Here is a 12,976-nt window from a genome sequence, read left to right as displayed (position 1 = left end):
ATGAGCATCATCAACAAGGCAGCCGCCATTGGCGGCGGTGTCATTGGCGCCGGCTGGGTGGCGCGGCTGCTGCTCAACGGCATCGACGTGTCGATCTTCGATCCGGACCCGGAAGCGTCGCGCAAGGTCTCGGAAGTGATGAAGGGCGCGCGCCGCGCCTACAAGCAGATGGTTCCCGGCGGCCTGCCCAGGGAAGGCAGACTGACCTTTGCCAAGACCATCGCCGAGGCGGTGGCCGACGCCGATTTCATCCAGGAGAGCGTGCCGGAGCGGCTCGACCTCAAACACCGCGTACTGGCCGAGATCGATCTCTACGCGCCGGCCAACGCCATTGTCGGCTCGTCGACCTCCGGCATCAAGCCGACCGACATGCAGGTGGCGATGAAGAAGCATCCGGAGCGTCTGGTTGTCGGACATCCCTTCAACCCGGTCTATCTGCTGCCGCTGGTCGAGATCGTCGGCGGCGAACAGACCTTTCCAGAGGCGATCGAGGTCGCAAAGGAGATCTATGCATCGATCGGCATGAAGCCGGTGGTGATCCGCAAGGAGATCGAGGCCTTTGTCGGCGACCGCCTGCTCGAAGCGGCCTGGCGTGAGGCGCTGTGGCTGATCAAGGACGGCATCTGCACCGTCGAGGAACTCGACGACATCATGCGCTATGGCTTCGGCCTGCGCTGGGCGCAGATGGGCATGTTCCAGGTCTATCGCGTCGCCGGCGGCGAAGCCGGCATGCGCCACTTCATGGCGCAGTTCGGGCCGTGCCTGAAATGGCCGTGGACCAAGCTTATGGACGTGCCGGAGTTCAACGACGAGCTGGTCGATCTTATTGCCACCCAGTCGGACGACCAGGCTCACGGCCTGTCGATCCGCGAACTGGAAAAGATCCGCGACAACAATCTGGTCGCGATCATGGATGCTCTGTCGAAACAGAACAAAGGCAAGGGCTGGGGCGCCGGCGCCTTGCAAAAGGACTATACCAAGCAGTTGGCCAAGCTGGCGGCGAAGAAGCCGGCCGCATCCAGGGCCGCAGAAAAGGCCAAGGCATCGAAGCCGGTGAAGAAGGCGGAAAAGCCGAAGAAAAAGAAGAAGGGCTGAGGACCATGGATTTCGGTCTTTCGGAGGAACAGAAGCTCATCGTCGAGACGACGCGCGCGTTCGTCGAGAATGAGCTTTACCCGCATGAACGCGAGGTCGAGCGCACCGGCGTGCTGCGCCGCGAGTTGATCGAGGAGATCAAGGTCAAGGCAATCGAAGCGGGGCTCTATGCGGCCAACATGCCGGCCGATGTCGGTGGCGCCGGCCTCGATACGGTGACCTGGCTGCTCTACGAGAAGGAACTCGGCCGCGCCAACTACGCGCTGCACTGGACCTGCGTCGCGCGCCCCTCCAACATCCTGCTCGCCGGCACGCCCGAGCAGCGCGAAAAGTACCTGTTCCCGTGCATCCGCGGCGAGAAGTGGGACTGCCTGGCGATGACCGAGCCCGGCGCCGGCTCCGACCTGCGAGGCATGAAGGCGACCGCGGTGCAGGACGGCGACGACTGGGTCCTTAACGGTACCAAGCATTTCATCTCCCATGCCGATCTTGCCGATTTCGCGATTTGTTTCATGGCTTCGGGCGAGGAAGAAACGCCGCGCGGCAAGCGCAAGAAGATCACCGCCTTCTTCGTCGACAAGGGCACCAAGGGGTTCACCGTGCGCGACGGCTACCGCAACGTCTCGCATCGCGGCTACACCAATGCCATCCTCGAATTCGACGATTGCCGCCTGCCGGGAGCCCAAGTTCTCGGCGAAGTGCACAAGGGTTTCGACGTCGCTAATTCCTGGCTCGGCGCCACGCGCCTGCAGGTCGGCGCCACCTGCCTCGGCCGCGCCGAGCGGGCGCTCGGTCATGCCATCGAATATTCGGCGCAGCGCCAGCAGTTCGGCCAGCAGATTGGCAAGTTCCAGGGCGTGTCGTTCAAGCTCGCCGACATGGCGACGGAATTGAAGGCGGCGGACCTGATGGTGTTCGAAGCCGGCTGGAAGTACGATCAGGGCACCGTCACCGACCAGGACATGGCCATGGCGAAGCTGAAGGCTACCGAAATGCTCGCCTTTGTTGCCGACGAAGCAATCCAGATCCATGGCGGCATGGGGCTGATGGATGACCTGCCGCTGGAGCGCATCTGGCGCGACGCCCGGGTCGAGCGCATCTGGGAAGGCACGTCGGAAATCCAGCGCCACATCATTTCGCGGGCGCTGCTGCGCCCGTTCGGGGCATAAACCATGCATAAGCTTGAACGTCTCCTGCGTCCAAAATCCATCGCCGTGTTCGGCGGGGCGCAGGCCGCTGTCGTCGTCGCGCAATCGATCAAGATGGGCTTTGCCGGCGAAATCTGGCCGGTGCATCCGAACAAGGACGAGGTCGCCGGCCGCAAGGCCTATCGCTCGGTCGCCGACCTTCCCGACGCGCCGGACGCTGCCTTTGTCGGCGTCAACCGGCATCTCACCATCGAGGTAATCAAGGCGCTGGCTGAGCGCGGCGCCGGCGGCGCCGTCTGTTTTGCCGCGGGCTTTCTTGAGACCGAGGCCTATGACGATGACGGCGAGCGGCTGCAGGCCGAACTGGTGGCTGCCGCGGGCGAGATGCCGATCATCGGGCCGAACTGCTACGGCCTGATCAACTATGCCGATGGCGCGCTGCTATGGCCCGACCAGCATGGCGGCATCAGGCTGCCCGAAGGCGCCAAGGGCGTCGCCATCATCACCCAGTCCTCCAACATCGCCATCAACATGACGATGCAGAAGCGCGGCCTGCCGATCGCCTTCCTGATGACGGCCGGCAACCAGGCGCAGACCGGCCTCTCCGAAATGGCGCTCGGCCTGATCGAGGATGAGCGCGTCACCTCGCTCGGCCTGCACATCGAAGCCTTCGATTCGGTAGCCGGTTTCGAAAAGCTGGCGGCGCGGGCGCGCGAACTGAAGAAGCCGATCATCGCCATGAAGGTCGGCCGGTCCGAACAGGCCAGGCAGGCGACCGTCTCGCACACAGCTTCGCTCGCCGGTTCGGATGCCGCTTCGGGCGCTTTCCTGCGGCGGCTCGGCATTGCGCGCGTCGATTCCATCCCCGCCTTTATCGAGGCGCTGAAGCTTCTGCACGTCACAGGACCACTGCCCGGCTATAGACTGTCATCGATGAGTTGCTCGGGCGGCGAAGCCTCTGTCATGGCCGACAGCGCCGAAGGCCGCTGGGTCAATTTCCCGGAGCTCACCAGCAAACACCGCGCCCATGTCAAATCGACGCTCGGGCCGCTGGTCGCGGTCGCCAACCCGTTGGACTATCACACCTTCATCTGGAACAACGAACCGGCGATGACCGCCACCTTCACCGCCATGGTGTCGGGCGGCTTCGACCTCAACATGCTGGTGCTCGACTTTCCACGCCCCGACCGCTGCTCGGTCACCGACTGGTGGGCGACGCTGCGCGCCTTCGAATCGGCGCTGAAGACCAACAAGGCGCATGGTGCGATCGTCTCCTCGCTGCCGGAGAACCTGCCGGAGGAATACACCGCCGAGCTGATGGCGCGCGGCATGGTGCCGTTGTTCGGTATTTCCGAGGCCATGGATGCCGCAGGCGCGGCGGCCTTCATCGGCTGGGCCTGGGCCGAGCCGCAGGCGCAGCCGATCGACACGTCGGCTGCAGGTGCTGCCGGCGGCGATCATGTCACCCCTGACGAGGCCGAAGCCAAGGCGCGGCTGATCAAGGCCGGCTTGCCGGTGCCGAAGGCAGAACGTGCCGCTAACGCCGTAGAGGCGGTGATTTCGTCGATGGCGCTCGGCTTCCCGGTGGCGCTGAAGGCGCTCGGCGTCACCCATAAGTCGGAAGTCGGCGCGGTGCGGCTCAATCTGAAAGACGCCGAATCGGTCAGCACGGCGGCGCATGATCTGCTGCCGCTCGGCACCGGCCTCTATGTCGAGCGCATGGTGCGCGACGGCGTTGCCGAGTTGATCGTCGGCTTCACCCGCGATCCGATGTTCGGCGCGGTCATGACGCTGGGCACCGGAGGCGTGCTGGTCGAGCTGTTGCGCGACAGCGTCACGCTGATGCTGCCGGCGACGCGCGACGACATCGAGGCCGCCCTGCGTGGCCTCAAACTGTTTCCGCTGCTCGACGGCTATCGTGGCCGGCCCAAGGCCGATATCGGCGCTGCCATCGACGCCATCGCGGGCATTGCCGGCTTCGTGCAGACGAATGCCGGAGAGATCGAGGAACTCGACATCAATCCGCTGATCGTCTGCGCCGAGGGCAAGGGCGCCTGGATCGCCGACGCGCTGCTGGTGCTGGGAGAGAAGAAGAATGTCTGACGTCATTTCGACCCGCCGCGAGGGCACCATCCTCGAGGTCACGCTCGACCGGCCCAAGGCCAACGCCATCGACCTCAGGACCTCGCGGCTGATGGGCGAGACCTTCAAGGCGTTCCGCGACGATCCCGGATTGCGCGTCGCCATCGTCAAGACCGCCGGCGACAAGTTCTTCTGCGCCGGCTGGGATTTGAAGGCAGCCGCCGGTGGCGACGCGGTCGACGGCGACTATGGCATCGGCGGTTTTGCCGGCCTGCAGGAGCTGCGCGACATGAACAAGCCGGTCATTGCCTGCGTCAACGGCATGGCGGTGGGCGGCGGCTTCGAGCTAGCGCTGTCCTGCGACCTCATTTTCGCCTCGGATCATTCCTCCTTCGCGCTGCCCGAAATCCGCGCCGGCACGCTGGCGGATGCCGCGACGATCAAGTTGCCGAAGCGCATTCCCTATCACGTCGCCATGGACCTCTTGCTCACCGGCCGCTGGATGGATGTAGCGGAAGCGCATCGCTGGGGCCTGGTCAACGAAGTGTTGCCCAAGGAAAAGCTTGAAGACCGCGTCTGGGAGGTCGCAAGGCTACTGGCCAGCGGCCCGCCGCTGGTGTTTGCCGCGATCAAGGAGACGGCGCGGGTGGCCGAGGCGCTGACCTTCCAGGATGCCATGAACCGCGTCACGCGCCGGCAACTGGCGACGGTCGATGCGCTTTATGGCTCCGAGGACGGTATGGAAGGGTTCCGGGCGTTTGCGGAGAAGCGCGACCCGGTGTGGAAGGGGAAGTAGCCTCTTTACCCTCCCCTCGATGGGGAGGGTCGGACCGAAGGTCCGGGGTGGGGTGATGCGCCACCCCCCCCCCCCCGCCCGGGGCGGCGCCCGCCCCCCCCCCCAACCCCCCCCCCCGGCGGGGGGGGGCCCCCCGCCCGGGGGGGGGGGGGGGGCCCGCCCCCCCCCCCCCACCCGCCGCTTCGCGGCGACCTCCCCCATCAAGGGGGAGGTAAAGGAGCTGCATGACCGACTACAAAACCCTCATCGATGCCGAGACCTGGGCCTTCATCGAGCGGACCAATTCCTATTACCCGCCCGATACGATCGACTACACCATCGCCCAGCAGCGTGCGATTTATGACCGGATGTGCCGCGAGTTCTTTGCCGGCTATCCCAATGGTGTGACGGCGGAAACGACTTTCATTGCCGCCCACGACATCCCGATCCGCATCTATCGCTCTGCCTCACCCAACCGGGACGCGATGGTGCTTTACATCCATGGCGGCGGCTTCATCCTCGGTGGGCTGGACAGCCATGACGATGTCTGCGCCGAGCTGTGCGCCCGGACCGGCTTCGAAGTGGTCTCCATCGGCTACCGGCTGGCGCCAGAGCATCTGCACCCTGCCGCCTTCGACGATGCGCTGCATGCCTTCGAATGGGCGGCCTCGAACTACGACTGCCCTATTTTGCTCTGCGGCGACAGCGCCGGCGGCAATCTCTGCGCGGCTGTCGCCCACGCAACGCGCAGCCATGCCAAAAAGCCGATCGGCCAGGTGCTGATCTATCCCGGCCTCGGCGGCGACCGTTCGCAAGGCTCCTATTTGACGCATGCGGAAGCGCCGATGCTGACGGTGCGCGATCTCGACTTCTACAGGGATATCCGCACCGGCGGCGTCGATGGGACCGGCGACATCACTTTGTATCCAATGGCCGACGCAGATTTTACCGGCCTGCCACCGACAGTGCTGATCACCGCTGAGTGTGACCCACTGTCGTCGGACGGCGAGGCCTATCGCGACCGCGTCCTCGCTGCCGGCGGCCATGCCACCTGGTTCGAGGAGCCGGGACTGGTGCACGGCTATCTCCGGGCCAGGCACACGGTTGGCCGGGCCCGCGCCTCCTTCAGCCGCATTGTCGAGGCGGTTTCCGTGCTGGGCAAAGGCGACTGGATCTGGTGAACGGCTCAGCCGCGGACAAAGGCGATCAGCGTCTCGGCCATGCGCTCGGGGCGCACCTTGGTGGTGCCGGGCTCGAACTCGACCATGCGGTTGTAGAGAGCGGTGGCCGAGGCGTCGCGGGATCCGGAGGCGAGTGCGGGATCGAACGTATCGGGGCTAACCTCGGTGCAGTAGACCAAGGTCTTGGCTACGGATTGATGGACCGGCAACGCACATGGAAAAAGCGCCGCCAGCAAGAGAACGAAGTGCCTGCGTGTCATGATCCCCCCAGGGTTGGGAAGACGCTAGCAGAAGCCGGCACTGACGGTAAGTAAGCCGGCCGGTCTTTCGCGCGCCAAGACTGTTTTCCACCTTGAGTTGACACAAGGAATTGGCCGCGCCTCTGTGAAATGGCGGACAGACCCGGCCGCCGTTTTGCATGAACCTTTCCGCTCCAGCCTGCGACTGACGACCAGGCGCCGCATGGTGCGGGCCGGAAAGGATGCCCCCATGACCAGGACCCCAGAGGCTCCACGGTCTCCGGGACCAACGCAAGCTCAGCGCGACCACCGCCTTCGGGATGGAGTCGATGCGCTGGGCTTTCGGCTGATTCCGTTGACCCTGCGCAGGAGCAGGCGTATCGTGAAGATGAGGAAAGCAGACAATTCGATCAGGGACGAACGTGCCGGAACGCCGCGCCTTGCCCTGTTTCGCGCGGCCGGACCGGATGTTCCTCCCGAAAACTTCGGGGGGAGTTTTATGTCCTGCGATCGCGGCGCGTCCATGTCGTCTCCAAGCGGCGGTTTGCGCCGTTCGCTCCATCTGGCCGGCGGTTTGCTTGCCCTGGCGCTGAGCGCCGCGCTCTGGTTGGGCACAGCCGCCCAAGCGCAGGAAACCCAGATCGTCTATCCCGGCTCGATGGCGGTCACCGGATTTTCCGGCACCGTCATTCCCAATTTCGACTCTGCCGATTCCGAAAGGGGGGGGCTGCCGCCCGGCGTCGACCCGGTCGACGAAACCTTCATCGACACGACGCGCGCCACCTTGCGCGTCTTCGACGTTTCGGCGCTCGGCGGACCGGCTTCCGGCCAGCTCGTCTACACGCCGCCGCCTTTCGAGGTGACGGCCGAACAGATCGGCCAGGTATTCGCCATCACCTATGATGACGGTATGCGCGACGGCGTTCCCTCGGGCGTCCCCAATCTCTATGCCGGCGCTACCTCGCTGCACGGCATCCGTATCGTCACCCCGGACGAAGATGCCGACGGTCGGCCCGAGCGACAGCGCCGCGGCACCGCAGGCGCCGTCTTCATGGACGGCCAGTTCGGCACCGAAAGCGGTGGCGGTCCGGGCACGATCTGGAAGATCGACGGCATCACCGGCGCGGTCTCCAAATTCGCCGACATTGACACCAACAGCGGTTCCGGCATCGGCGACATCAGCTTCGACAGCAATCACCGCGAGTTCTTCGCCAGCGATCTCGACACCGGCCTCATCCACCGCCTCGACGCCAACGGCACGCTGATCGACACATTCGATCACGGCGTTGCCGGGCGGCCGGCGCATGGGCTGGCTCCCGTCGCCGATGACGGTGCGGTGATGGACATACAGGGTGCTGCCTTCGACTCGGAAGACCCCGACACATGGGGCTACACGCAGGACGAACGCCGCGTCTGGTCCGTCGCCTATCATGGCGGCCGGCTCTATTATTCGGTCGACGAAAAGGCCGAGATCTGGTCGGTTGGCATTGCCCGCGATGGCAGCTTTGCCGGTGATCCGCGCTGGGAGCTGACGGTCAAGGCCGACAAGGACTACGCCGTCACCGACATCGCCTTCGACAACCAGGGCTTCATGTATCTGGCGCAGCGCGGCCCGGTCGAGAATCGCTACGATTACAGCCAGCTCGCCGATTCCCGCAAGGGCGAGGTCATCCGCTACTGGCGCGAAAACCCGGACGATCCGGCGACGGAATCGGTCTGGGTGGAAGAGCCGCAGGAATATGCGGTCGGCTTCCCGCAAGGCAACCGGCAGTCGGCCGGTGGGCTCGACCTGCAATATGGCTATGACGCCGACGGCAATCTCGACACCGGCGTGTGCACCGACACGCTGGTCAACACCGGCGACAAGCTGCGCGACAACCCGACACTTGCCGACCAGCTCGCCGCCGGCGGGCCGCTTGCCGTGCACGGCGTGCAGATCACGCCGACGCCGTTGGTCAAGCCGGCCAACGTGCCGCCTTTCGGCTCGTGGTTCGTCGACTTCGACGGCTATTTCGAAGACCCAGAAGTGGAAGGCCATGTCGGCGACGTCGAGGTCTGGCACCCCTGCGACGGCCGTGCCGGCTATTATGAAGAGATCCCAGGCGGTTATCTGCCGCCGTTCTATCCGCCGGACTTCCCACCGCCCGGCGATCTGCCTCCGTGCATCGATGTCGAGGATGTTCAGTTCTACTGCACGCCTCGCGGCCTCCAGGCCGACCTCTATCTCCATGACCATGCCGGCTTTGGCGGCGATTCGATCAAGGTCCAGCCTTCCAGTGAGACAAAGTCCAGGACACCAGGCGTCGGGGTGACATCACCCCAGTCGCATGCTCCCGGCAAGCCTTACACGGTCGACATCACCGGCCATTCTCCGGGCGACAGAGTCGATGTTGGACTTTGCTTCTACAGGCAGTCCGACAAGGACAAGGGTGGCTACTACCCTTGCTGCAAGATGACTTTGCCACTCAGAACCCCAGCCGTCAGCTGCGAACGTTGAGGAGGGGAAGATGAAAAATCTCGCACTTTCCCCGACCGCGAAGAGCAGTCAATCCACCGGCAAGCAGCCAACCGTCATGGAGACCATCATGAAACCCCTGTCATATGCCAGGCGCGGCGCGCGCTGGCTGATGGCGGCCGGTATCGCGGTCGCCATGTTCACCCCTGTGGCAAGCCACGCCGAAGATGCAGTCCCGATCACTCCGGAACTGCGGCTCGACCTGGACAATTCAAAAATCGTCAATCCGAGGCCGGAACGGATCGTGCCGTTCTTCACCAAAACAGGCACACAGAGGAGCTGCGACTACGTCGTCTACTCTCTGAGCTTTGGCCTGCGCGGCGACCCGCAAGGCTTTGCCGACCCAAGCTTTTCGGCCAGGCTGAAGAAACTCCAACTCTACTTCAAGGATCAGCTTCCGCACGGTCTTGCGATCGTCAACGTCAACGTGTCCGGCGACGGCACGGATGCGTCTGGCGGACCGTTGCCGGGTGCGACAATCAGCACCTCGGCTAATCCGAACGATACGGCAACGGTTTCCGATTTCCGGATTTCCACCACCGATCTCGACGGCGCTGGGGCTGGCAATGAACGCGTCATCAATTTCAAGATCACCGCCAAGATCGACCATGCGGCGTTTCCTTCGCCGACCATCGTCGACAACCAGGGCATGATCAAGGTGACGCCGGGCGTCGGCACGGGGGCCATCATCCCGTCGCAGGATCCGGGCAAGCCCGACGACGGCGACTACAAGACCGGGGCCAAGACCTCGATCAAGATCGACCTCACCAATTGTGACAAGCGGCCTCCGCCTCCCGACCGGGAATGTTTCAAGGTGGAGCGCGGCACGGTCGATTGCATGCAAGGCGGCGGCGCGTTCATCTACCACATGCCTGTCGGCCCGGAGATGGGCGGCAAATGGGTGCAGGTATCGACGACGACCCCAGGCATCACCATCATCCCCGACACGCAATTGGTTCCGGCGGGCGGCGGTGTGCTGAACTGGAAGATCGTCGGTGCGTCGCCCGGCGACGTCATCCACCTCATCGTCACCGGCATCGAGACCTATGCCGGCCCGAAGGAGGGCTGGGGACTATGCTGCACGCAGACCATCGACATCGTCATCCCGCGTGACTTGAGATGTCCGCCCAAGGACAAGGAACCGGACCTCAAGGTCGAGAAACGCGCCGACGTGACGCGTTGCACGATGGGCGGCGGCTGCGACTTCACCATCAAGGTCACCAATGTCGGCGACGGGCCGTATCACGGCAAGATCGTGCTCGACGAGGTGACGCTGCCGGCCGGCTCGACTCTGGATTCAGGGCCCAATCCGCCCTGGGTATGCATGCCCGGCGTGACCCCGATGATGTGCACCTATCCGGTGACCACGCTCAATCCGGGGGCCTCCATCAACCTCAAGCTCGGCTTCAAGCCGGCGGGTGGTTGGCAAGGCAGCGCGCTGCGCAACTGCGCCACCTATAACTACGGCGCCAGCGGCAAGCCGCTGTTCGGCAGCCAGCAGAACGATCGCGGCTGTGCCTCGATCCCGATCTGCCGGCGTGGCGACCGCGACCGCGATTGCCGGCCCCCGGTCGACAAGAAGGTCGACCTGATCCTGAAGAAGCGTGCCCGCATCCCGGTCTGCACACCCGACGGCATCTGCTACTTCGTGATCGACATCATCAACAATGGCAGCGTCCCCTATAATGGGCCGCTGACGGTTATCGACAATTACCCGGGCGGCGCGCCGGCCTCTTCGACCTTCGGCCCGTCTCCGCCCTGGACATGCGGACCGAACGGTCCCGGCCAGTTCCGCTGCGACAATGCAGGCATCGTGCTGATGCCGGGCGCCTCGACGCCGATCGTCGTCAGGGCGGTCATGCCGGCCGGCTACCAGTCGGATTCGGTCGAGAACTGCGCGGCGCTGAAGCCCGTCCCCGGTGAGGTCGACCTCACCAACAACAAGGCCTGCGCCAAGGAACGCTTCCGTCATCCCAATGGCGGCAAGCCGACCCTACGCATCACCAAGGTCTGCAATGGCTCGCTCGCCGGTGCGGCGGTGGTTTCCTGCCGCATCACCGTCATCAGCCTTGGCACCTCTGCCCCCACCGGTCCGGTGCGGGTCAACGATGCTGCCACGCTGATATCGGGTGGCGCGCCGGTCCAGATCCAGACCGTCACACCCGACGGTGCGGAATGGGCCTGCGGAGCGGTTCCGGCCAATGCGCTGTCGTGCCAGATTCCCGGCGCCGTGATGACTCCCGGAACATCGAGGCACTTCGACGTGACGGTCTCGGCCAATGGCGCGTTCGAGAACTGCGCACGCGGCTCATACGGCCCGGCCCCTGGAGACGATATCGTCTACCCGATCGGCCAGGCCTGCGCCAAGGGCGGCGGCACGTCCACCATTAGCGTCAAGAAGACCGGCGATGCCGAGTGCCAGCCGGGGCAACCCTGCTCGTTCGAGATCACCATCACCAATGATGGCCAGACCGCCTTCTCCGGTCCGGTCCGCATCGGCGATGCGATCGGGGTGGACGGGCTGGGGCGGCTGCAAGGCGTCGCGATCACCTCGATCGAACCGCCCTTTGGCTGCTCGCCCGAACCGACGACCTTGCCGTTGACCTGTATTGCCAATCTGACGCTCGGCGCCGGGGAAAGCCATGTGCACAAGGTCACCGTGGTCCTTCCCGACGCTCCCCTGGTCAATCTGCGGGGCAACGTCAGCGGCCGGAACTGCGTCGGCGTCTTGTCTCCCGACACCAGGGTGCAAGGCGGCGGCGACGTACTGCCCGGCGACCTGACCAACGTCCAGGGCGATCGCGGCAAGGCCTATGCCTGCCATCCGTTCACCATCAAGCGCGAGGTGAAGAAGGAATGCTCGCCAGGCTTCGTCATGAACGATGCCGGCCGGTGCGTGTGTCCGGAAGGCACGACGTTCCGCAACGGCCAGTGCTCGCCCGACGGCGGCGTCATCATCCAGCCGAAGGATCCGAGGCCCTGCGTGCTGCTCAAGGGCCAGATCCGCACCGAGGATGGACGCTGTGTCTGCCCGCGCGGAACCGAGCTTGAGAACGGCGCTTGCGTCAAGACCGACAAGCCTGGCTGCGCCATCCCCGGTTCGGTCCCGACGTCGGACGGCAATGGCTGCTACTGCCCGGAAGGTACGCATCTCGACCGACAGGCAAATGCCTGCGTGCGCGACAAGCAGAAGCCTCAGGAGTGCAGCATACGCGGCCAGGTTCATGACGCCGATGGCGATTGTGTCTGCCCGCGTGGGACAGAGGTGCGCAATGGAGCCTGCCGGCCGATCCGGCCAAAGCCTGAACAGTGCTCGGTCCGTGGTCAGATCCACAACGCCAATGGCGATTGCGTCTGCCCGGACGGCACAGAAGTCAGGGGCAAGGTCTGCCGGCCGATCCGGCCGAAGCCCGAGCAGTGCTCGATCCGCGGCCAGGTCCACGACGCCAATGGCAATTGTGTCTGCCCGCGGGGTACCGAGGTGCAAGGTAATGCCTGCCGGCAGAAGAAGCCTGTGCTGGAACAGTGCGACATACGCGGCCAGGTGCACAACAAGCGCGGCGAGTGTGTTTGCCCGCGCGGCACCCAGGCGATCGACGGCGCGTGCCGCAAGCCGAGGCCGCAGGTGGGAGACTGCGCCCCGGGCTCGCAGATGGTCGGCGGCCAGTGCGTGCCGATCATCAGGCGGCGCTGCCCCGAAGGCACCGTTGGTCGGTTCCCGAACTGCAGAGCCATCCGGCAGCAGCCGTCGCTCGACCCGACCCTGTTGCTCAATCCAGGTGTCCTTCAGCAGTTCATACCGAAGCGCACGCCGCAGACGCAGGTACAGCCGCAAAGGGATCCGGCGGCCAACTTCAAGCCATAGGATCTGATACGAGTCAAAATTCAGAACCCCGCCGGAGCGATTCGGCGGGTTTTTTCCTTGGGCGCGCTGCGGCGAT

Annotated in this window: 8 protein-coding genes; 7 read left to right on the top strand and 1 reads right to left on the bottom strand. The window is 64.8% G+C overall.

Annotated features, from left to right (window positions below; all coding sequences use genetic code 11):
* From NKJ80_RS01995 to NKJ80_RS01975, 5 genes are all read left to right on the top strand, one after another.
* On the top strand, positions 1–1,095 hold the full coding sequence (locus tag NKJ80_RS01995) for a carnitine 3-dehydrogenase (protein WP_352496956.1): 1,095 nt from the start codon (positions 1–3) through the stop codon (positions 1,093–1,095).
* A 5-nt stretch (positions 1,096–1,100) separates the two neighbouring features.
* Positions 1,101–2,264, top strand: coding sequence for an acyl-CoA dehydrogenase family protein (locus NKJ80_RS01990; protein ID WP_352496955.1), 1,164 nt, complete (start codon positions 1,101–1,103; stop codon positions 2,262–2,264).
* 3 nt (positions 2,265–2,267) lie between these two features.
* Entirely contained in the window at positions 2,268–4,346 is a 2,079-nt protein-coding gene (locus NKJ80_RS01985) for an acetate--CoA ligase family protein (protein WP_352496954.1), read from the top strand.
* On the top strand, positions 4,339–5,121 hold the full coding sequence (locus NKJ80_RS01980; protein ID WP_352496953.1) for a carnitinyl-CoA dehydratase: 783 nt from the start codon (positions 4,339–4,341) through the stop codon (positions 5,119–5,121). The genes NKJ80_RS01985 and NKJ80_RS01980 overlap by 8 nt, the downstream gene beginning before the upstream one ends.
* A 224-nt stretch (positions 5,122–5,345) precedes the next feature.
* The gene (locus NKJ80_RS01975; RefSeq protein WP_352496952.1) at positions 5,346–6,281 is read left to right on the top strand and encodes an alpha/beta hydrolase; all 936 of its coding nucleotides are present in this window, start codon (positions 5,346–5,348) and stop codon (positions 6,279–6,281) included.
* A 5-nt stretch (positions 6,282–6,286) separates the two neighbouring features.
* On the opposite strand, the gene NKJ80_RS01970 is transcribed toward NKJ80_RS01975, so the two are convergent.
* Positions 6,287–6,541, bottom strand: a complete 255-nt coding sequence (locus NKJ80_RS01970) for a hypothetical protein (RefSeq protein ID WP_352496951.1) — start codon at positions 6,539–6,541, stop codon at positions 6,287–6,289.
* A 202-nt stretch (positions 6,542–6,743) separates the two neighbouring features.
* Between NKJ80_RS01970 and NKJ80_RS01965 the strand changes: the two genes are divergently transcribed.
* Both NKJ80_RS01965 and NKJ80_RS01960 read left to right on the top strand, forming a co-directional pair.
* Positions 6,744–9,017, top strand: coding sequence for a hypothetical protein (locus NKJ80_RS01965; RefSeq protein ID WP_352496950.1), 2,274 nt, complete (start codon positions 6,744–6,746; stop codon positions 9,015–9,017).
* Between the two features lie 10 nt (positions 9,018–9,027).
* Complete coding sequence (locus tag NKJ80_RS01960; RefSeq protein ID WP_352496949.1) at positions 9,028–12,900, top strand: DUF7929 domain-containing protein; 3,873 nt, start codon at positions 9,028–9,030, stop codon at positions 12,898–12,900.
* Positions 12,901–12,976: the final 76 nt, after the last annotated feature.

This window comes from Mesorhizobium sp. M0030 (assembly GCF_040323695.1).
In the GTDB taxonomy this organism is placed as follows: Bacteria; Pseudomonadota; Alphaproteobacteria; order Rhizobiales; family Rhizobiaceae; genus Mesorhizobium.
The sequence above is the reverse complement of the archived record's forward strand: the minus strand, read 5'-3'. Positions and strand labels throughout refer to the sequence as shown.